Origin of the sequence: Amaricoccus sp. W119 (assembly GCF_047275745.1) — a bacterium.
Taxonomy (GTDB): Bacteria; Pseudomonadota; Alphaproteobacteria; order Rhodobacterales; family Rhodobacteraceae; genus Amaricoccus.
Genome location: NZ_JBKQWU010000002.1, coordinates 25,247 through 44,154, shown reverse-complemented (window position 1 = coordinate 44,154; position 18,908 = coordinate 25,247). Strand labels below are relative to the sequence as shown.

Genomic DNA, 18,908 nt, shown 5'->3' with positions numbered 1-18,908 from the left:
GGATTGCGTGGTGGCGTGGCGGCGACTAAGAGGCCCGCCAGGGGATTGTCGGAGGCGCCGGATGGCGGAGACGAGCGGCGACCCGCGCGAATGCCGCGTCGAGCGGCTCAACCGCGCGGGCGAGGGCGTGGCGACGGGCGGTGCCGGCGAGAGCGCGGTGACCGTGCCTTTCGCACTGCCGGGGGAACTGGTCCGGGGCGCCGTTTCGGACGGTGTGCTGAGACCCGAGCGCATCCTTGAACCTTCGCCCGAGCGCGTGACCCCGCCCTGCCGCCATTTCGGAACCTGCGGCGGCTGCGCGCTGCAGCACGCCTCGGACGACTTTCTCGCCGGCTGGAAACGGCGGATGGTCGAGACGGCGCTCGCCCGCCGCGGGCTCGCCGCCGTCTTCCGGCCGGTCGCGACCTCTCCCGTCCGCTCCCGCCGCCGCGCGAGCTTCACCGGCAGGCGAACCCGCAAGACCGTCCAGACCGGCTTTCACGCCAGACGCTCGGAGGCGGTGGTCGATATCGAGGAATGCCCACTGATCCGGCCGGAACTCTTCGAGGCGAAACCGCTGCTCGCCGCGGCGACGGCGCTCGGCGCGGCGCGCGGGGGGACGATCCGCCTTGCGCTAACGGTCTCGGAGGGCGGGCTGGACCTCGATGTGAGCGAGGCGAAGCCGCTCGATGCCAAGGGCCTGTCCGAGGCGGCGCGGCTCGCGGAATCCGGCGATCTCGCGCGGCTGAGCTGGAACGGCGAGACGGTGGCGCTCCGGCGCCCGCCCTGGCAGGCTTTCGGGCCGGCGCGGGTGACACCGCCGCCCGGTGGCTTCCTGCAGGCGACGGCCGAGGGCCAGACGACGCTGACAGCCGCTGTTCGCGAGGCAGTGGGGTCCGCGCGGCGCATCGCCGATCTCTTCTCGGGCTGCGGCACCTTCTCGCTGCCGCTCGCCGGGGCGGCGGAGGTGCACGCGGTCGAGAACTCCGCCCCCGCGCTCGCGGCGCTCGATCAGGGCTGGCGCGAGGCGCAGGGGCTTCGCCGGGTGACGACCGAGCGCCGCGACCTCTTTCGCCGTCCGCTGCTCGGCCCGGAACTGGCGCGGTTCGAGGCGGCGGTGATGGACCCGGCGCGCGCGGGCGCGGAGGCGCAGGCCCGCGCGCTCGCGGGCTCGGACGTGCCCCGGATCGCGATGGTCTCCTGCGATCCGGTGACCTTCGCCCGCGACGTGGCGATCCTCGCCGAGGGCGGCTACCGGATCGACTGGGTTCAGGTGGTGGACCAGTTCCGCTGGTCCGGCCATGTCGAGATCGTGGCGGCGCTCAGCCGTTGATCGTCACGCGCCGAATCCGGCCGCCTCGGTCGCTGATCTGTCCCCGATGCAGCAGCAGGTGGTCGAGCAGCACGCAGGCCATCATCGCCTCGCCCACCGGCACCGCGCGGATGCCGACGCAGGGGTCGTGGCGGCCCTTGGTGACGATCTCGGTCTCCTCGCCCGATTTCGTGATCGTGCGTCGCGGCGTCAGGATCGACGAGGTCGGCTTCACCGCGAACCGCGCGACGATTTCCTGTCCGCTGGAGATGCCGCCGAGGATGCCGCCCGCGTGGTTCGAGGAGAACCGCGGGCCATCATCGCCCATGAAGATCTCGTCGGCGTTCTCCGATCCAGTCAGTTCGGCGGAGGCGAAGCCCGCGCCGATCTCGACCCCCTTGACCGCGTTGATCGACATCATCGCGGCGGCGATCTCGGTGTCGAGCTTGCCATAGACCGGCGCGCCAAGTCCGGCGGGTACGCCCTCGGCCCGGACCTCGATCACCGCGCCGATGGAATTGCCCGACTTGCGGAGTTCGTCGAGATAGTCCGACCAGCCGGCCGCGGCCTTCGCATCCGGGCACCAGAACGGATTGCGCGGCACCTCGTCCCAATCCCAGGCGGCGGGATCGATCGCGAGCTTGCCCATCCGCACCATCGCGCCCCGGACGCGGATGCCGGGCACGAGTTCCGCCAGCGCCGCCCGCGCCACGCCGCCCGCCGCGACCCGCGCCGCCGTCTCCCGCGCGCTGGAACGTCCGCCGCCGCGGTAGTCGCGCAGCCCGTATTTCTGGAAATAGGTGATATCGGCGTGGCCGGGCCGGAATTTCTCGGCGATGTCGCCATAATCCTTCGAGCGCTGGTCGGTGTTGCGGATCATCAGGCTGATCGGCGTGCCGGTGGTCTTCCCCTCGAAGACGCCCGACAGGATCTCGACCTGATCGGCCTCCCGCCGCTGCGTGGTGAAGCGGTTCTGCCCGGGCTTGCGCGCGTCGAGCCAGGGCTGGATATCCGTCTCGCTCAGCGCCACGCCCGGCGGGCAGCCATCGACGACGCAGCCGAGCGCGGGACCATGGCTCTCGCCCCAGGTCGTGACGCGGAAGAGATGGCCGAAACCGTTGATCGACATGGGCGCGCTCCTGCCTTGCTCCGGGTGTTCCCCCTTAGCGCGCGGCGCCGACGGCGAAAAGCCCCGCGCGGGTCAGGCCGGCATCCGCGCCGAGAAGACTGTCACGCGGGCGGGCAGCTGGAGCCCGTCCTCCGTGTCGAAGGGACCGAAGGCCTCGGCGACGCCTGCGTGAATCGCGGTCAGATCATCCGCGGTCGCGCCATGGGCACGAACCACCCCGAGGATCGGCCCGATGTGGCGCAGCAGTTCGAGCGCCGCCGGTATCCCTCCCCGCAGGCCGAGGCGGATGTCGGCGGGTTCGGCGCGGGGCTCGGCGAAACCCGCCGCGGTCAGCAGGCCGAGCACCCGGTCGGCGTCGCGAAAGGCCATGGGTCCGGGCGTCTCGGGCGGCACCGGAGGCAGGGCGCCGAGTCGGGCCTGCGCGATCCGAGCGGGCACTGCGAACCACGGGTTGTGCTCCGGCCCGGCCCAGGCCACGAAAACGAAGCGCCCGCCGGGTCTGAGCGAAGCGCCGATGTTGCGGAAGGCGGCCACCGGATCGGTGAAGAACATGACCCCGAACCGGGAGGCCGCGAGGTCGAACACGGCCGGGCCAAGCGCGGCCGTCTGCGCGTCGCCGGTCTCGAAACGGGCGTTGCCGACACCCGCCCGCGCCGCGCTTTCGCGCGCATGGACGATCAAGGTCTCCGAGATGTCGAGGCCGAGCGCCGTGCCATCGGGACCGACCGCCGCCGCGAGATCGAGTGTCGTGCCGCCGGCGCCGCAGCCGATGTCGGCGACCGCCTCGCCCTGCCGCGCCGCGCAGGCGGTGAGCAGCAGCGCCGTCGCCTCGGTGTGCATCGCATCGAGATCGGGTTGGAACCGGCTCCAGCTTCGACCGGCCTCGGCGTTCCAGAAATCCGCCTGATCCGCGTTGGCCGTCTTTGCCATCGTCACCCCTCCCTCGCGGTCGCGGGACGAACCTAGCCGCCAGAGCCTGAAGCGTCCACGCAGGGCTCCCGTCGCCGCGCTCGGGCCCCTGCGACCGTTTGCCCCATACGGCCGAACCCGGCCTCCGTCGCCGGGCCGAGCACTCGGCTGACCGACACGGGGGGAAACGGGTGCTCCAGCCTCCGTAAAACCAAAGGCCCCGCCGGAGCGGGGCCTCGTGGGGCCGATCAGACCGTGCGGTCAGGCCGTGTGCTTGTCGCGCTTGTGCGGCGCCCAGAGCTTCTTGTTGGTGAAGTAGAGCAGCACGCAGAGCATCGCGAGGAACAGCACCGCGACGATGCCGGCCTGCTTGCGGGCCATCATGTGCGGCTCGGCGGTCCACATCAGGAAGGCGGCGACATCCTGCGCCATCTGATCCGTCGTCGCCGGCGTGCCGTCGGCATAGGTCACCATGTCGTCGGAGAGCGGCGGCGCCATCGCCATCCAGCCGCCCGGGAAGGCGTGGTTCTCGTAGAGCACCACCCCCGCCTCTTCCTTTTCCTCGCCGCTGAAGTCGGTGAGGATCGAGGCGATGTGCTCCGGACCGCCCATGCCGAAGAGGATCTGGTTGATGCCGAGCCCCGCCGGGCCGTGGAAGCCCGCGCGGGCCTTGGCCATCAAGCTGAGGTCCGGCGCGTTCTCGATCGCCGAGAGCGGGAAATAGTCCGTGGGCGTCGCCGGGCGGTCCTCGCCGGTCTCGGCATCCGTCACGGTGTTCTGCGCCGCGTAGGCGCGCATCGCCTCCTCGCTCAGCGCCGGGCCGCCGCCATTGGCGAGCGTGCGATAGGAGACGTAGCGCAGCCCGTGGCAGGCGGCGCAGACCTCGGTATAGACCTGCAGCCCGCGCTGGAGCTGCGACTGGTCGTAGCGGCCGAACGGACCTTCGAAGGAGAAGGCGAAATCGGTGATCGCCTGTTCCTCGGCGGCCATCGCCGGGGCCTGCGCCAGGCCGAGGGCGACGAGCGCGCTGGCGGCGAGGCGGGCGAGAATGGTCTTGGGCTTCATTGGCTCTGTCCTCGCTCGTCTCATTCCGCCGGCTTGCCGGCCATCGTCGCGCCATCGGCCTTGGGCCCGTAATGCGCGGCGAAATCCGCCTCGATCGTCGCCGGCTGGGCCGTCGGCTTCTCCATCACCCCGAGAAGCGGCAGGATCACGAGGAAGAAGCCGAACCAGTAGAGCGTCGCGAGCTGGCTGATGATGACATAGGGCTGTTCCGCCGGCATCGCCCCGCACCACATCAGGAGCAGGAAGTCGAAGACAAGGATCCAGAACCAGATCTTGAACATCGGCCGGTACCGGCCCGAGCGGACGTTGCTGGTGTCGAGCCAGGGCACGAGGGCGAGCAGGATGATCGAGCCGAACATCGCGAGCACGCCGCCGAGCTTCGAGTCGATGAACCAGATGTCGAAGGTGATCGCGCGGAGCATGGCGTAGAACGGCAGGAAGTACCATTCCGGCACGATATGCGCGGGAGTCTGCAGCGCGTTCGCCTCGATGTAGTTGTCGGGATGGCCGAGGAAGTTCGGCATGAAACCGACGATCGCGGCGAAGATCACCAGGACGAAGACCAGCGCGTAGAGGTCCTTGATCACGAAATACGGCCAGAACGGCAGGGTATCGGCCTCCGCCTCGGCCTTTGACCCGCGCCGCACCTCGACGCCCGCGGGGTTGTTGTTGCCCGTGGTGTGGAAGGCCCAGATGTGGACGACCACGAGGCCCAGGATCACGAAGGGCAGCAGATAGTGCAGCGAGAAGAACCGGTTCAGCGTCGGATTGTCGACGGCCGGCCCGCCGAGGAGCAGCGTCTGGATCGGCTCGCCCACGACCGGGATCGCGCCGAAGAGGCCGGTGATCACGGTGGCGCCCCAGAAGGACATCTGGCCCCAGGGCAGCACGTAGCCCATGAAGGCCGTGCCCATCATCAGGAGGTAGATGAGCATGCCGACGATCCAGGTGATCTCGCGCGGCGTCTTGTAGGAGCCGTAGAAGATGCCCCGGAAGATGTGGCAGTAGACGGCGAAGAAGAAGAGCGAGGCGCCGTTCGCATGGATGTAGCGCAGGGCCCAGCCGCCGTTCACGTTGCGCATGATGTGCTCGACCGAGGAGAAGGCGAGGGAGATGTGCGGCGTGTAGTGCATCACCAGCACCACGCCGGTCGCGATCTGCATCACGAGGCAGAAGGCGAGCACGATGCCCCAGATCCACATCCAGTTGAGATTCTTCGGCGTCGGGATGAAGAGCGTCGAATGTACGATGCCGATCGCCGGAAGACGGCTCTCGACCCATTTCTCCGCGCCGGTCTTGGGCTCGTAATGGTCGTGCGGAATACCTGACATCTCTCGTCCCCTCAGCCCAGCTCGACCACGGTGTCGGAGACGCGGCGCATCACCGGAATAGGCAGATTCTCGGGCGCCGGGCCCCTGCGGATGCGGCCGGCGGTGTCATAATGCGATCCGTGGCACGGGCAGAACCAGCCGCCGAAATCACCCGCCTCGCCGATCGGCACGCAGCCGAGATGGGTGCAGACGCCGGTCATGATCAGCCACTCGCCCGCCTCGTCGAGCGTGCGGTCCTGGTCCGTCGCCATCGCGTCGGGTTCGAGGTTCTCGTTGCGCGCGTTGGTATCGACCAGTTCTGACATCTGCACGGCGCGGGCTTCCTCGATCTCCTCCGGCGTGCGGCGGCGGATGAAGACGGGCTTGCCGAGGAACTTGATCGTCAACTGGCTTCCCACCTCGACGGCGGAGATGTCGACCTGGATCGAGGCCAGCGCCTGAACGTCCGCGCTCGGATTCATCTGGTTGACCAACGGCCAGACGGCGGCCCCGGCGGCGATGGCTCCCGCCGCCCCGGTTGCGACATAGAGGAAGTCGCGTCGCGTTCCGGAATGATCGTCTACATGGGCCACACGCTTTCTCCTTGCCTTACCCCGCCATTGGGACGCGCAATTCGATCCCTCGGCCGGATGCCTCCATTCGGTCGGGTATCTCAGCCGTTTAGAACGTTACCAGCCGCGGGTCCAGCGCCTTTGCGACGGGGAGCGACCGCCGCCTGACGGGGCTGGGGCCGGGGTGAGATGGGGGCGGGAGAGCGATATATGGCCGTCTCCGGACGCGATGGAGCGCTATTCGGCCCGCGGAGGGTTGGCACGGGCGGCGCGAGCGATTAAGTCGCGACCGGCCCGGCGATGCAGGCGGGCGGCCCGGAGCCGATTCATGAAGTGGTTGCGCGACCCGCGCGAATTTCTCCATCGCGTCGTGCACAGGCGCTTCGCTCTCCCGGCGCTGTTCGGCTACGCTGTCCTGGAGGGTGCCATCCTGCCGATCCCGATCGAGGCGGTGATCGTGCCCTTCATGCAGCTCAGGCGCGACATTCTCTGGCTCATCCCGGCGATCGCGCTCGCGGGTTTCTTCACCTCGGCGATCATAGGCTTCGCGATCGGCGCGCTGTTCTTCGAGCAGGTCGGCCAGCCGCTCATCGCCTGGATGGGCTGGCAGCAGCAGTTCGGCGAGGTCGAGCTCTTCCTGCAGGACTGGGGCTTCTGGGCGGTCGTCGCGATCGGCTTCACGCCGCTGCCGACGCAGATTCTGATGATCGGCGCGGGCGCCTTCGGCGTTCCGACGCTGAGCTTCATCGTCGCCGTCCTGCTGGCGCGGGGCGCGCGCAATTTCGGCGTCGCGGCGCTGGTCTATCTCCTCGGGGACCGGGTGGTGGACTGGTTCCACCGCCGCCACGGACATTCGACGCCGGAGCGGAAGGCGGATCAGCCGCCCCGGTGATAGGGGCCGTTCGAGAGGATCGAGGCCGCGCGGTAGAGCTGCTCGCAGAGCATGACGCGGGCCAGCATGTGCGGCCAGACCATGTGCCCGAAGGACAGGAGGTAATCGGCCTCGCCGCGCAGGGTGGGCGAGAGACCGTCCGCGCCGCCGATCGCGAAGGCGAGGTCGCGCGTCCCCATCTCCGCCCAGCGCGAGAGGCTCGCCGCGAATTCGGGCGAGGACATCGTCTGTCCCCGTTCGTCGAGCGCGACGAGCAGCGCGCCCTTCGGCCGGGCGCCCGCGATCAGCGCGCCCTCCGCCTCCGGCCCGCCGCCCTTGCGATCCTCCAGTTCCACGACGCGCGCGGGTCCGAGACCGAGCGCGCGGCCGGTTCGGTCGAATCGTGTGAGATAGTCGTCGATCAGCGCCGATTCGGGTCCGCCGCGCAGACGCCCGATGGCGAGAACGTGGACGCGCATGATGCTCCCCTGCCTGCTTCGCGCCAATGATCGGACGGTGCGTCGGGGTTGTCGAGCCGAAGCAGGCCGTCAGGCCGTGTTATGACGGATGGGATCAGACGACCTCCGACACCCGCGCGCGCAGGAAGTCCGCCGCCTCGCGGGCCGCGCCGCGCCGGTCGGACCAGTCGTCCGCCGCCGTGCCGAGATAGCCCCGCCGCGCCAGGTCCAACGCCTCCGCTTCCTCGCCCGGCATCCGTGCGACCGCCCAGGCCGCGGCCGCGTCCTTGGTCACGAACTCCCCCGTGACGGCGGTTCGCCACATCCGGGCCAGGGTCAGCAGCACGTTGCGTTCGTCTCCCGCCAGGCCCTCGACCAGCGCCGGGAGCGCGTCGCGCATTGCCCGACGGATGAGATACGGAGCGATCTCGGGAAGCAGCGCGGCCGCGGGCGGGCCGATCAGCGGGCGGGCGAACAGCCGCGCCTGCGCCAGGATCAATGTGTTCTCCGGGTCGGAGACGGGTCCCGAACGGTCGGGAGCGCGGACGAAGGCATCGCGAAGCCATTCGCCATAGACGAATTCCGCCCGGGCAGGGAACGGCGGCGGGGTCAGGTCGCGTCTCAGGAACACCATCACTTCGATGGGACGGGGACCACCCGGGTGAGTCGGGTGGCGGCCCGAAAGCGCCGTCAGGACCGACAGCAGGCGGTCACGCCGCTCCGCCGTCACCGGAGCCCCGACGATGGCGATGAGATCGATGTCGCTCTGAGGTCTCGGCCCGCCGAGAATGGCGGACCCGTGCAGATAGACCGCCAGCAGGTCGTCCCCCAGGACATCGCCCAAAGCATCGACCGCGGCGGTGGTCTGCCTAGAGTCGCCCGGGGGCGGTCTCTGTTCCGTCATTGCGTTCCGCCCGACCTGATGATCGAGCCCCGGGCGGCCTGCCCGTCGGCGCGGGCCGTGAATCCACTCGGGGCCACCGCGCGGGACAGCGTTGGCACCGGCGGTGTCCCCGACGACACGTAACATCTCCGGGGCCGCCACCGGGACGTTCAGGGGCCGTCCGGATTGCTTGACCGCGGCGCGACGACGCTGCCCGTCCCCCGCGGCCGTGAGCTTCAGGCGGTCCGCGTCGCGGCCGGGGCTCCCGCCTCGCGCGGCATCCACATCTTCTCGAGCTGGTAGAACTCGCGCACTTCGGGCCGGAAGACATGGACGATCACGTCGCCCGCGTCGATCAGCACCCAGTCGCCGAGTTCCTTGCCCTCGGTGCGGACGATGATGCCGTGGTCCTGCTTCAGCCGGTCGGCGAGATGCTCGGCGATCGACCCGACCTGGCGCGACGAGCGGCCGGAGGCGATCACCATGTGATCGGCCATCTCGGACTTTCCGGCGAGCGGGATCGAGAGGATCTCCTCCGCCTTGTCGTCTTCGAGCGAGGCGAGGATGGTCGACAGCAACGCGCCGTCGGCTTCCCCCGAGGCGGGCGTGAAGCTGCCCGCTGGGGTCGCGGCCGAAGCCGCCGGGGAATGCTCGGACAGTTTCCTGTTCCTCCGTGACGTGCGCCGTCAATCCGGCGCTAACCAATTCTTAATGTAACGCGGAAGACCCATTCTCTCAAGAAGGCCGTGCCGATCACGTTAACGAATGCGGCCCGTCACCCCGAAAGCCGCGCGATCCGTTCGGTCAGGAGCGCGAAGAAGGCGTCGGCGTCGATCGAGCGGATGAACCGGACGTTGCGCGGGCGCGACGTGACGCCCCACCAGTCGACCACGGTCTGGCCGAGGGTGAGCTCGGACCCGGTCTCGATCTCGACGTTGACGACGCGGCCGTCGAAGATCTCGGGCGCGATCAGCCAGGCGATGACGCAGGGGTCGTGGAGCGGGCCGCCGTCGGTGCCGTACTTCGCCTCGTCGAAACGCTCGGCGAATTCGAGCATGGCCACGACCGCCGCGCTGACCGGCGTCCCGATGTCGCGGAGCCTGGCGATTCGATCGCCCCGCGTCCGCGCCTGATGCGTCACGTCGAGCGGCAGCATGGTGACCGGCACGCCGGCGTCGTGGGCGGCGGCGAGCACCGCCTGCGCGGCTTCCGGATCGACCAGGATGTTGAATTCGGCGACCGGCGTCGTGTTTCCGCCCTCGAAGGCGCCGCCGCCCATGGCGACGATCTCGCGGATACGGCTCACGAGTTCGGGCGCCTGTTCGAAGGCGAGGGCGATATTGGTGAGCGGGCCGAGGGTGCAGAGCGTCACGGCGCCCGCGGGCTGGTCGCGCAGGGTCCCGACGATGAAATCGACGGCGTGCTCCTGCCCGAGCGGGTCCGCGGGTTCGGGAAGATCGGGTCCGTCGAGCCCCGTGCGACCGTGCACCGCCTCCGCCGTCACCAGCGCACGGCGCAGCGGGCGGTCGGCGCCCGCGTATACGGGAACCTCGGCGCGGCCCGCGAGCGCCCGGATCTTGCGGGCGTTCTTCTCGGTCAGAGGGAGCGGGACGTTGCCCGCGACGGCGGTGATACCGAGAACGTCGAGTTCCGGGCTCGCGAGCGCGAGCAGGAGCGCCACCGCGTCATCCTGGCCCGGATCTGTGTCGATGATGATCTTGCGTGGAAAACCGCCCGGTGTTCCGCCGGGGGAGTCATCCTGGGCCACGTACAACCTCCCGCGCTACTGCGGGATCGAACCGCTCATCGGCGGCAGGCGGTAGGTGCGCTCGGCCCTGACGCGGACGACGCCGGTGATCCGGCGGACCACTTCGAGGTCGCTCTCCTGCCCCGTGGCCTGGATCGCCCCGGCTTCGGGAACGATGCGCTGCACCTCGAGCCCGCAGGCCCGGATCTCATGCGCGATCGCTTCGGTCTTCGTCAGATGCGCGTCATCCACCGTTATGGAAAGGGATATGTTCGGCATGCCCATGCTCCCCGGACCGGCGCGATACCGGTCCCGAGCCAAGATTTATGCCGGACGCGCCTTTATACAAGCAAAAGATCGCGGCCGCGTCTTCGTTCAGACCCCCGCGGCGGCGCGTGTTCCGGGCGCCCAGGCGAAACCCGCGCCGACATCCCGGACCGGCGCGTCGAGGCTTCGCGCATGGTCGACCAGCGCCTTCCAGAGCGCGCGGCCCCGGAGCGCCGGGTCCGATTCCGCCCAGAGCGCCGCGAGGCCCGCGACATGCGGGCAGGCCATGCTGGTGCCCGAAAGCGCCCGGTAGAGCCGGGGCCGCGGCACCGAGGAGAGCACATCGACGCCCGGCGCCGCGAGATCGACCTCGCCGCCGCCCGGATTGATGCCGCCGCAGGAGAACCGCGCGACCGCGCCCAGCGCGTCGACCGCGGCGACTGCGAGGATCGATGGCGCGTTCGCGGGCTCGCCGACCGGCGCGATCATGCCGAATTCACGGCTCGAATCATTGCCGGCCGCGGCGACGATCAGCGAACCGGCGTCGAGCGCGCGGCGTGCGATGCGCTCGTATTCGATCGTAGGTTCCTCGCCGACGCGCACGGAGCGGCCGAGCGACATGGAGATGACCTCGCAGCCTGCCTCCACCGCCCAGGCCATCCCGGCGAGAATGTCGATCTCCGTGCCCGAGCCCGCGTTCGAGAGTACCTTGCCGACGTGAAGCTCCGCGTCGGGTGCGACACCGTACCGCGGGCGGTCGCCCTGTGCCCGGGGGCCCGCCGCCGTGCCGGCGCAATGGGTGCCGTGGCCCTGCGCGTCCTCGACGCTCTCGCCGGCGATGAAGCTGCGCGTCGTGATGTCGCGGCCCTGGAAATCGGGATGACCGAGGTCGATCCCGGTGTCGAGGATCGCGATCCGGATGCCCTTTCCGGTGAAGCGGCTTTCCTCGGCGCCAGTCGCGGCGATCCCCCATGTGCGTTCCGGCGTGTCGCTCACCGGAGCCTCGATCGGGAACATGTAGAACTCCGGTCGCGCGGTGACGACGTTTTCCTCCTCGCGCAGGAGATTCGCGAGCTGGCCCGCGCTGTATTCGGAGCGCTGGGCGCGGGGCATCAGGCCGATCCCGTAGTCGCGCAGCAGCACCGGCTCCTCGATATGGCGCAGATCGACCGTGCCGACCTCCGCGCTGTCCACGATCCGCGCCGTGACGCCGGCGAGCCCCGCGCGGTGCGCACCGCGCTCGAGCACGCGCAACTGGTCGTCGGAACTGAGTTCCTTGAGCGTGACGAGCACGTTTCCGGTCGGGCGCGGCCGATCGAATTCCAGGAAAGGTGGCGTCCGGATATCTGCCATGAAGCCCGGTCTCCCTCGTCTGCCGGCCGTCTCGGAGCGGACGACCCCTCGCATGGCGATCATAGCCTGATCGTAGCCAGAGGGAAGTGATGGGAACAAAAAAAGAACACGGCGCATCGGCGCCGTGTTCGGCCGGGACCTGTCCCGGGACGCTCGGAGATTGTCGAGCCCGGAGATTCAGGCCAGACATTCAGGCCCGAACTCACCGGACCCGGAGTCACCGGGCCGTGTTGACTGGCGTGTCGATCGGGCCCGTTTGATCAGGCCCCGCTTGATCAGGCCCCAGTTGATCAGGCCGGGACGAGGCCCCGAACCAGCTTCTCGTAGTCGCCGGCGATCTCCCGGGTGAGCTCGCCGACCTCGAAATTGTAGTCGCCGATCTGGCCGACCGGGGTCACCTCGGCGGCGGTGCCGGTGAGCCAGCACTGCTGGAAGTCCGCCATCTCGCCCGGCTCGATGTGGCGTTCGTTCACCCGCACGCCCTTGTCGCGCAGCATCCCGATGACGGTCTGCCGGGTGATGCCGTTGAGGAAGCAGTCGGCCTCGGGCGTGTGCACCTCGCCGTCCTTGACGAAGAACACGTTGGCGCCCGTCGCCTCGGCGACATAGCCGCGGTAGTCCATCATCAGCGCGTCCGAGCAGCCCTTGGCCTCGGCCGCGTGCTTCGACATGGTGCAGATCATGTAGAGCCCGGCCGCCTTGGCGGCGGAGGGGATGGTCTCGGGGCTCGGCCGCTTCCACTTCGAGATGTCGAGCTTCGCGCCCTTCATCTTGGCGTCGCCGTAATAGGCGCCCCATTCCCAGGTGGCGATGGCGAGATGCACCGGGTTCCGCTTCGCGGCGACCCCCATGTCCTCGCCCGAGCCGCGCCAGGCGAGCGCGCGGACATAGGCGTCGGTCATCCCCATCTTCTCCAGCGTCGCCGCCTTCGCCGCCTCGATCTCGTCCACGGAATAGGGATGCGGCATGTCGAGCAGATCGCAGGACGTCAGGAGTCGCTCGCTGTGTTCGCGGCTCTTGAAGATCTTGCCACCATAGGCGCGCTCGCCTTCGAAGACGGCGCTCGCGTAATGCAGCGCGTGGGTCAGGACATGCACCTTGGCCTCGCTCCACGGTACGAAGGCGCCGTCCATCCAGATGACACCCTCGCGGTCGTCATACGCCCCAGCCATGATACGCTCCTAAGCTTTTCGGTTTGTTGGTTCGTTTTGTTTCCTGGCCGCCGTCGCGCGCGACAGTTTCTTTCCCGGCTCGGGCCCCGCGGTATCATTCGGCCCTTGGAATGTCAACATGCCTGACATAAACTGCGGCCCGACAAGGGTGGCCCGAAGCGGGCCGCGAGGCAAGAGATGGCGCAAGGCAGGCATTCCGCGACAACCACCCGGGGCGAGCAGCTGCTGTTCCTGACGGACGAGCAGCTTCGCCAGGGTATCGAACTGATGTTCTTCGCATATCGCGGGTTCACGGCGGACCCCGACCGCATCCTGGAGGAGCGCGGATACGGCCGCGCTCACCATCGCGCGATCCACTTCATCAACCGCCGTCCGGGGCTCACCGTGAACGAGCTGCTGGACATCCTGCGGGTGACGAAACAAAGTCTGAACCGCGTGCTGCGCCAACTCGTCGAGGACCGGCTGGTGGCGAGCCGCATCGGCCGCGAGGACCGGCGGCAGCGCAACCTCTTTCTGACGGAGGCGGGCCGGGCGCTCGAACAGGAGCTTTCGGCGGCGCAACGGCGGCGGATGCGCGTCGCCTTCTCGAACGCGGGACCCGAGGCCGTGCATGGATTCCGACAGGTGCTGGAGCAGATGATCGATCCGGAATTGCGCGAACAGGTGCTGCGCTCGCTCGAGGCGGCCCGCCCATGAGTGGCGAGACCGGCGGCGAGGGTGAGAAGGCTTCCGATAGGGCTGGCGAGAAACCGGGCCGGCAGGCGCATGTCCTCGTCGTCGACGACGACGCCCGGATTCGCGAGCTTCTGCGCAAGTTTCTCAACCGGGAAGGATTCTGGGTGACGCCGGCGCGCGACGCGGCGCATGCGCGCAATCTTCTCGAAGGGCTCGATTTCGACATCATCATCTGCGACGTGATGATGCCCGGGGAGGATGGGGTCCAATTGACCGCGAGCCTGCGCGAGACGCTCCAGACGCCGATCCTGTTGCTCACGGCGCGGGGCGACGCGGATGACCGGATCAAGGGGCTCGAGGCGGGGGCGGACGATTATCTGCCGAAGCCGTTCGAGCCGCGCGAGCTTCTCCTGCGCATCCATGCCATCCTGCGCCGCGTGCCGAAGCCGCCGGCCAAGGCCGAGCCGCCGAAGACGCTGCAGCTCGGCGAGGTGCGCTACGACCTGACGCGGGGCGAGCTCTGGCGCGGGCGGGAGCCGATCCGGCTGACCGCGACCGAGGCCATGCTGATGCGCATCTTCGCGGCGCGCGCGCATGAGCCGGTGAGTCGGCAGGAACTGGTCGAGGATCTCGGCGGCGGCATCGCCGAGGCGCAGGAACGGGCGGTCGACGTGCAGATCACGCGGCTCAGGCGCAAGATCGAGCTCGATCCCAAGGCGCCGCGCTATCTGCAGACCGTGCGGGGTTCGGGCTACATGCTGGCGCCCGACTGAGCGGGGGTGAGGAGACGAGGCGCCCGCCGTTCCGGCGGGCCTGGCGGAGCGGCCCTTTGGCCGCGAACCGGTTTCTCCCCGCCTTTCGGCGGGGCCCCTCGCACCGGCCTGTTGGCCGGGTCGGTCTGCTCGACAGGGTTTCAAGCCTGAATGAAAGCCGGAAGACGACCCGGGCGGTCGACGCGCCCGGTGGCCGGAACAGGGGTGTCGGTTCGGGCTTTTTCAGCGGCCGGTGAAGGACGGGGCGCGGCGCTCCTTCTGCGCGGCGAGGCCCTCGGCGTGATCGGCGGAGGCGAAGCAGGCGGCGATGCGCGCGCGCGCCGCCTCGGTATCGAGCGCGCCGCGCGTCAGTTCGAGGATCGTCCGCTTCATGCCGCGGACGGCGAGCGGGGCGAGCCGGTCGAGCGTATCGGTGAGTTCGGTGGTCTTGCCTGCGAGATCCTTCGGCTCGACAAGGTGGTCGAGGAACCCTCCGGTGAGCAGCGCCGGGGCCTCGAAGCTCTCAGCGAGCAGGAATATCCGCCGGGCCATCTGGGCGCCGAGGCGCTGGATCGCGCGGTTGATGCCCGCCGGTTCGTAGTGGATGCCGAGCCGCGCCGGCGGGGCGAAGGCGCGCATGCCGGTCACGCCGATCCGGAAGTCGCAGGCGAGCGCGAGCTCGACACCGCCGCCGTAGACGCCGCCGTTCAGCGCCGCGATCGTTGGAGCTGGAAACGCTTCGAGTCTGTCGCAGAGCCGCGTCAGCGGATTGTCGGCCGCGAAGTCGAGCCCGGCGACATCGCCGAGCGAGACGCCCGAGCAGAAGCTCTTGCCGGTTCCGGTCAGTACCACGGCCCGGATGGTCTCGTCCTTCTCCCAGGCTTCCAGCCTGTCCTGGAGCGCCTGGAGTCCCGCCGTGTCGAGCGCGTTATGCGCCTCGGGCCGGTTCAGCGTGAGCCGGCCGATCCGGCCGTCGAGCGTCGCGTCGATCATCTCAGACCTCGAATTCAGCGAAGACGGGAACGTGGTCGCTCGGCTGCTGCCAGCCGCGGGCGGATTTCAGGACCCGGCTGCCGCCCGAACTCCCGGCGAGGTCGGGCGTCGCCCAGATATGGTCGAGCCGCCGGCCCTTGTCGGCCGCCTCCCAGTTCGGCGAGCGGTAGGACCACCAGGAATAGAGCCTGCCGTCGGGGATATGGGCGCGGGTCACGTCGACCCAGTTGCCGGCGGCGCGCATCGCCTCCATCGCCTCGGTTTCGACCGGCGTGTGCGAGACGATCTTCAGGAGCGCCTTGTGGTTCCAGACGTCGTCCTCGCGCGGGGCGATGTTGAGGTCGCCGACGAGGATCGCCTTGCGCGGGCGATCGGCGGCGAACCAGGATCGGAGTTCCTCGAGGAAGCTCAGCTTGTGATGGAACTTCGGATTCACCTTCGGGTCGGGAATGTCGCCGCCCGCCGGGATGTAGAGGTTGTGGATGATCGCGCCGCCTGCGAGCCGCGCCGCGACGTGGCGGGCGTCGCCCATGGCGCAGAAATCGCGCTGGCCCGCGTCCTCGATTGGTACGCGCGAGATGATCGCGACGCCGTTGTAGCCTTTCTGGCCGCGCATCGCGACATGGCGGTAGCCGAGTTCGTGGAAGCCTTCGAGCGGGACCTTCTCGACCGGCGACTTGATTTCCTGCAGGCAGAGGATGTCGGGCGCCTCCTCGCGCAGGAGGCGCAGCACAAGCCCCTCGCGCAGGCGCACCGAGTTGATGTTCCAGGTGCAGACCTTCAGCGGCATGGGATCGCGGTCATGAGAACTCCGGACGGGATTCGCCCGGAGTTTCTAGCCGCCCGCGCGCTGGCCGCAACCCCTTGAAGGGGGCGTCAGGGAACGAGACGGTAGCCGCCCGGTTCGGTCACGAGGATCCGCGCATTGGTCGGATCGGGCTCGATCTTCTGGCGGAGGCGGTAGATATGCGTCTCCAGCGTATGCGTCGTCACGCCCGCGTTGTAGCCCCAGACCTCGTGCAGGAGCTCGTCGCGCGGCACCACCGCGTCGCTCGCGCGGTAGAGATACTTCAGGATGTTGGTTTCCTTCTCGGTCAGGCGGATCTTCTTCTCCTTGGCGTCGAGCAGCATCTTGGCGGCGGGCTTGAACGTATAGGGGCCGACGCCGAAGATCGCGTCTTCCGACTGCTCGTGCTGGCGCAGCTGGGCGCGAATCCGGGCGAGCAGGACCGGGAGCTTGAACGGTTTCGCGATGTAATCATTGGCGCCCGCGTCGAGGCCGAGCACCGTGTCGCTGTCGGAGGTATGGCCGGTCAGCATGATGATCGGGCATTTCACGTCGTGCTTGCGCATCAGCCGGCAGAGCTCGCGCCCGTCCATGTCCGGCAGGCCCACGTCGAGGATGACGAGGTCGTAATGCTGCTCGCCCGCCTTCGAGAGACCCTCGGCGCCGGTGCCGGCCTCGAAGACATCGAATTCCTCGGTCATCACCAGCTGGTCGGCCAGCGCCTCGCGCAGATCGGCGTCGTCGTCCACCATGAGGATCTTCTTCAGAGTGCTCATTCTCGCGCTCCTTATGTGCCCGAAGGGCGTGTCTGATGGCGTCAGTTGTTTTGGCGGCGTGGCTCGCGCAATATTTCCCGGGTCGGTCTCACGCGACCGTGTTTCCTGACGCGACTTTGTTTCACTTCACGCCGGACGGAACTAAGTGAGGGGTCCCGCGATCGGCCCGCCGGAGGAGCCAGAGAATGAGCCTAGGCCCAGGTCCCGTCGAACAGCTCGCCCGTCTCAGGGGGGATCTGCGGATGGGCGTTCCGGTGCTGCTGCGGGATGGGGAGGCGGCCGCGCTCGCCCTGGCCGCGGAGACCGCGGGCGCAGAGCGGTTCGAGGCGCTTCGCGCGCGCGCCCAAGCTCGCGGTGCCCGCGTCGATCTCGCGATCTCGGACTGGCGCGCGGAGACCCTGAAGGCCCGCGCCTACGATGGCGATGTGGCGCGGGTGGTACTGCCGGGCGACGCTGATCTCGCCTGGGTCCGGGCGACCGCCGACCCTTCCGCGGATCTGCGCTACCCGATGAAGGGGCCCTATGCGACGCGGCGTGAGGGTTCGGCGGAGTTCCATCGAACGGCGATCCGGCTCTGCAAGCAGGCGCGGCTCCTGCCCGCCGCGCTCGTCGCCGAGGTTTCGCCCGGAGAGGTGGCAGGTCTTCTGGCCGATGGGATCAGCGCGCTCGACATCTCTCTCGTGCATGAAGACCCCGGCCCCTTCGAGGATGTCGCCGCCGCCCGCGTGCCGCTGGAAGTTTCCGAGGCCGGGCGGGTGCACGTGTTCCGCCCCGGCGATGGCGGGGAGGAGCACTACGCCGTCGAAATCGGCGCGCCGGACCGCTCGGCACCGGTGCTCTGCCGACTCCATTCCGCCTGTTTCACCGGGGATGTGATCGGGAGCCTGAAATGCGATTGCGGGCCGCAGCTTCGCGCGGCGCTGGCGCAGATCGGGGCCGAGGGCGCGGGCGTCCTGCTCTATCTCAACCAGGAGGGGCGGGGGATCGGGCTCGCCAACAAGATGCGGGCCTATGCGCTGCAGGATCAGGGATTCGACACCGTCGATGCCAATCACCGGCTCGGCTTCGAGGATGACGAGCGCGACTTCCGGCTTGGCGCGAACATCCTGAAGGCGATGGGCTTCTCGCAGGTGCGATTGATGACCAATAACCCGCGCAAGGTGGCGATGCTCTCGGACTGCGGGCTCGAAGTCAGCGAGCGGGTCCCGCTCCGGGTCGGGCTGACCCGGTTCAACGCGGAATATCTGCGGGTGAAGGCGGCGAAGAGCGGCCATCTGCTGTGACGCCGCATCTCGTCGTCGGGCCCTGGGGCGCGTGGTTCGCCGGACGGCGCCTGCCCTGCGCCATCGGGCGCGGTGGTCTCGGCGCGAAGCGGGGCGAAGGGGATGGTGTGACGCCGGTCGGGGTTCATGCGCTCGAGGCGGTGCTCTATCGCCCGGACCGGGCGGCCGGCCGCGCCGCGGCGCATGTCTTCCGGCGGGCGCGGGCGATCGGTCCGATGGACGGATGGTCCGACGATCCGGCCGATCCGGCGTACAACACGGACGTTTCGCTGCCGCGTGGGTTCAGCCACGAGCGGTTGCGGCGGGCTGATCCGATGTACGATGTCGTGGGTGTGCTGGACTGGAACCGGCATCCGATCGCCCCGGGACAAGGCAGCGCGATCTTCCTGCATGTCTGGCGTGCGCCGCGCCGGCCTACGGCGGGCTGTGTCGCGTTCCGGGCGGCGGATCTCATCTGGGTGCTCTCCCGTTGGACGCCGGCGTCGCGCGTGATCGTGAGGGGTTTCCGCGCGGCCCGTTAACCGGGACCGTCTCGGTGCTTGGCGGATGAGAACATATCGAGTACAACTGCGCCGATGACAATTTTCGCATTGTTCGGCGGGCCCGGACGCGGCA

Annotated in this window: 21 protein-coding genes; 6 read left to right on the top strand and 15 right to left on the bottom strand. The window is 69.1% G+C overall.

The window, feature by feature from the left end; genetic code table 11:
* The first annotated feature begins 61 nt into the window (after positions 1–61).
* On the top strand, positions 62–1,312 hold the full coding sequence (locus tag ACLJK8_RS01960; RefSeq protein ID WP_413148317.1) for a class I SAM-dependent RNA methyltransferase: 1,251 nt from the start codon (positions 62–64) through the stop codon (positions 1,310–1,312).
* Here the strand turns inward: ACLJK8_RS01960 and aroC are convergent.
* The 5 genes from aroC to petA all read right to left on the bottom strand — a co-directional run bounded on the left by aroC (position 1,302) and on the right by petA (position 6,297).
* A complete protein-coding gene (gene aroC, locus ACLJK8_RS01955; protein ID WP_413148316.1) occupies positions 1,302–2,420 on the bottom strand; it encodes a chorismate synthase in 1,119 nt (372 codons plus the stop codon). The two genes, ACLJK8_RS01960 and aroC, sit on opposite strands and share 11 nt — an antisense overlap.
* A 72-nt stretch (positions 2,421–2,492) precedes the next feature.
* Positions 2,493–3,350: a class I SAM-dependent methyltransferase gene (locus tag ACLJK8_RS01950; RefSeq protein WP_413148315.1), complete on the bottom strand. Its 858-nt coding sequence runs from the start codon at positions 3,348–3,350 to the stop codon at positions 2,493–2,495.
* A 240-nt stretch (positions 3,351–3,590) separates the two neighbouring features.
* Entirely contained in the window at positions 3,591–4,379 is a 789-nt protein-coding gene (locus ACLJK8_RS01945) for a cytochrome c1 (RefSeq protein ID WP_413148523.1), read from the bottom strand.
* A 35-nt stretch (positions 4,380–4,414) separates the two neighbouring features.
* A complete protein-coding gene (locus ACLJK8_RS01940; RefSeq protein ID WP_413148314.1) occupies positions 4,415–5,725 on the bottom strand; it encodes a cytochrome b in 1,311 nt (436 codons plus the stop codon).
* An 11-nt stretch (positions 5,726–5,736) separates the two neighbouring features.
* Positions 5,737–6,297, bottom strand: a complete 561-nt coding sequence (gene petA, locus ACLJK8_RS01935) for a ubiquinol-cytochrome c reductase iron-sulfur subunit (RefSeq protein ID WP_413148313.1) — start codon at positions 6,295–6,297, stop codon at positions 5,737–5,739.
* Between the two features lie 307 nt (positions 6,298–6,604).
* Here petA and ACLJK8_RS01930 point away from each other — a divergent pair, with 307 nt between their 5' ends.
* Positions 6,605–7,168, top strand: coding sequence for a YqaA family protein (locus tag ACLJK8_RS01930; RefSeq protein ID WP_413148312.1), 564 nt, complete (start codon positions 6,605–6,607; stop codon positions 7,166–7,168).
* Here the strand turns inward: ACLJK8_RS01930 and rlmH are convergent.
* From rlmH to ACLJK8_RS01895, 7 genes are all read right to left on the bottom strand, one after another.
* On the bottom strand, positions 7,153–7,626 hold the full coding sequence (gene rlmH / locus ACLJK8_RS01925; RefSeq protein WP_413148311.1) for a 23S rRNA (pseudouridine(1915)-N(3))-methyltransferase RlmH: 474 nt from the start codon (positions 7,624–7,626) through the stop codon (positions 7,153–7,155). The two genes, ACLJK8_RS01930 and rlmH, sit on opposite strands and share 16 nt — an antisense overlap.
* Positions 7,627–7,720: 94 nt before the next feature.
* Entirely contained in the window at positions 7,721–8,509 is a 789-nt protein-coding gene (locus tag ACLJK8_RS01920) for an aminoglycoside adenylyltransferase domain-containing protein (RefSeq protein WP_413148310.1), read from the bottom strand.
* A gap of 215 nt (positions 8,510–8,724) precedes the next feature.
* Positions 8,725–9,066, bottom strand: a complete 342-nt coding sequence (rsfS, locus tag ACLJK8_RS01915; protein WP_413148309.1) for a ribosome silencing factor — start codon at positions 9,064–9,066, stop codon at positions 8,725–8,727.
* A 197-nt stretch (positions 9,067–9,263) separates the two neighbouring features.
* Complete coding sequence (locus tag ACLJK8_RS01910; RefSeq protein WP_413148308.1) at positions 9,264–10,256, bottom strand: nucleoside hydrolase; 993 nt, start codon at positions 10,254–10,256, stop codon at positions 9,264–9,266.
* A 15-nt stretch (positions 10,257–10,271) separates the two neighbouring features.
* Complete coding sequence (locus tag ACLJK8_RS01905) at positions 10,272–10,514, bottom strand: hypothetical protein (protein WP_413148307.1); 243 nt, start codon at positions 10,512–10,514, stop codon at positions 10,272–10,274.
* 96 nt (positions 10,515–10,610) lie between these two features.
* Entirely contained in the window at positions 10,611–11,855 is a 1,245-nt protein-coding gene (locus tag ACLJK8_RS01900; protein WP_413148306.1) for a S8 family peptidase, read from the bottom strand.
* A 290-nt stretch (positions 11,856–12,145) separates the two neighbouring features.
* The gene (locus ACLJK8_RS01895; RefSeq protein ID WP_413148305.1) at positions 12,146–13,027 is read right to left on the bottom strand and encodes a branched-chain amino acid aminotransferase; all 882 of its coding nucleotides are present in this window, start codon (positions 13,025–13,027) and stop codon (positions 12,146–12,148) included.
* Between the two features lie 177 nt (positions 13,028–13,204).
* Here ACLJK8_RS01895 and ACLJK8_RS01890 point away from each other — a divergent pair, with 177 nt between their 5' ends.
* Both ACLJK8_RS01890 and ACLJK8_RS01885 read left to right on the top strand, forming a co-directional pair.
* Positions 13,205–13,723 (top strand): MarR family winged helix-turn-helix transcriptional regulator, encoded by a 519-nt coding sequence (locus ACLJK8_RS01890; RefSeq protein ID WP_413148304.1) that lies wholly within the window; start codon positions 13,205–13,207, stop codon positions 13,721–13,723.
* Positions 13,720–14,475, top strand: coding sequence for a response regulator (locus ACLJK8_RS01885; RefSeq protein WP_413148303.1), 756 nt, complete (start codon positions 13,720–13,722; stop codon positions 14,473–14,475). The genes ACLJK8_RS01890 and ACLJK8_RS01885 overlap by 4 nt, the downstream gene beginning before the upstream one ends.
* A gap of 222 nt (positions 14,476–14,697) precedes the next feature.
* On the opposite strand, the gene ACLJK8_RS01880 is transcribed toward ACLJK8_RS01885, so the two are convergent.
* The 3 genes from ACLJK8_RS01880 to ACLJK8_RS01870 all read right to left on the bottom strand — a co-directional run bounded on the left by ACLJK8_RS01880 (position 14,698) and on the right by ACLJK8_RS01870 (position 17,010).
* Positions 14,698–15,447: an enoyl-CoA hydratase/isomerase family protein gene (locus tag ACLJK8_RS01880; protein WP_413148302.1), complete on the bottom strand. Its 750-nt coding sequence runs from the start codon at positions 15,445–15,447 to the stop codon at positions 14,698–14,700.
* A gap of 1 nt (position 15,448) precedes the next feature.
* Positions 15,449–16,237, bottom strand: coding sequence for an exodeoxyribonuclease III (locus ACLJK8_RS01875; RefSeq protein ID WP_413148300.1), 789 nt, complete (start codon positions 16,235–16,237; stop codon positions 15,449–15,451).
* A gap of 86 nt (positions 16,238–16,323) precedes the next feature.
* The gene (locus ACLJK8_RS01870; RefSeq protein WP_413148299.1) at positions 16,324–17,010 is read right to left on the bottom strand and encodes a response regulator transcription factor; all 687 of its coding nucleotides are present in this window, start codon (positions 17,008–17,010) and stop codon (positions 16,324–16,326) included.
* Positions 17,011–17,195: 185 nt separating this feature from the next.
* On the opposite strand from ACLJK8_RS01870, the gene ribA reads away from it, so the two are divergent.
* Positions 17,196–18,293, top strand: coding sequence for a GTP cyclohydrolase II (ribA, locus tag ACLJK8_RS01865; RefSeq protein ID WP_413148298.1), 1,098 nt, complete (start codon positions 17,196–17,198; stop codon positions 18,291–18,293).
* Positions 18,290–18,814 (top strand): L,D-transpeptidase family protein, encoded by a 525-nt coding sequence (locus tag ACLJK8_RS01860; protein WP_413148297.1) that lies wholly within the window; start codon positions 18,290–18,292, stop codon positions 18,812–18,814. The genes ribA and ACLJK8_RS01860 overlap by 4 nt, the downstream gene beginning before the upstream one ends.
* The last annotated feature ends 94 nt before the right edge of the window (positions 18,815–18,908 follow it).

Bases quoted from the DNA above. Each gene is read 5' to 3' on its own strand.
- ACLJK8_RS01875 (WP_413148300.1), bottom strand. From the start codon at position 16,237: ATGCCGCTGAAGGTCTGCACCTGGAACATCAACTCGGTGCGCCTGCGC.
- ACLJK8_RS01930 (WP_413148312.1), top strand. From the start codon at position 6,605: ATGAAGTGGTTGCGCGACCCGCGCGAATTTCTCCATCGCGTCGTGCAC.
- ACLJK8_RS01880 (WP_413148302.1), bottom strand. From the start codon at position 15,447: ATGATCGACGCGACGCTCGACGGCCGGATCGGCCGGCTCACGCTGAAC.
- ribA (WP_413148298.1), top strand. From the start codon at position 17,196: ATGAGCCTAGGCCCAGGTCCCGTCGAACAGCTCGCCCGTCTCAGGGGG.
- aroC (WP_413148316.1), bottom strand. From the start codon at position 2,420: ATGTCGATCAACGGTTTCGGCCATCTCTTCCGCGTCACGACCTGGGGC.
- ACLJK8_RS01900 (WP_413148306.1), bottom strand. From the start codon at position 11,855: ATGGCAGATATCCGGACGCCACCTTTCCTGGAATTCGATCGGCCGCGC.
- ACLJK8_RS01950 (WP_413148315.1), bottom strand. From the start codon at position 3,350: ATGGCAAAGACGGCCAACGCGGATCAGGCGGATTTCTGGAACGCCGAG.
- ACLJK8_RS01960 (WP_413148317.1), top strand. From the start codon at position 62: ATGGCGGAGACGAGCGGCGACCCGCGCGAATGCCGCGTCGAGCGGCTC.
- ACLJK8_RS01885 (WP_413148303.1), top strand. From the start codon at position 13,720: ATGAGTGGCGAGACCGGCGGCGAGGGTGAGAAGGCTTCCGATAGGGCT.
- ACLJK8_RS01905 (WP_413148307.1), bottom strand. From the start codon at position 10,514: ATGCCGAACATATCCCTTTCCATAACGGTGGATGACGCGCATCTGACG.
- ACLJK8_RS01870 (WP_413148299.1), bottom strand. From the start codon at position 17,010: ATGAGCACTCTGAAGAAGATCCTCATGGTGGACGACGACGCCGATCTG.
- ACLJK8_RS01940 (WP_413148314.1), bottom strand. From the start codon at position 5,725: ATGTCAGGTATTCCGCACGACCATTACGAGCCCAAGACCGGCGCGGAG.
- ACLJK8_RS01890 (WP_413148304.1), top strand. From the start codon at position 13,205: ATGGCGCAAGGCAGGCATTCCGCGACAACCACCCGGGGCGAGCAGCTG.
- ACLJK8_RS01895 (WP_413148305.1), bottom strand. From the start codon at position 13,027: ATGGCTGGGGCGTATGACGACCGCGAGGGTGTCATCTGGATGGACGGC.
- rlmH (WP_413148311.1), bottom strand. From the start codon at position 7,626: ATGCGCGTCCACGTTCTCGCCATCGGGCGTCTGCGCGGCGGACCCGAA.
- ACLJK8_RS01920 (WP_413148310.1), bottom strand. From the start codon at position 8,509: ATGACGGAACAGAGACCGCCCCCGGGCGACTCTAGGCAGACCACCGCC.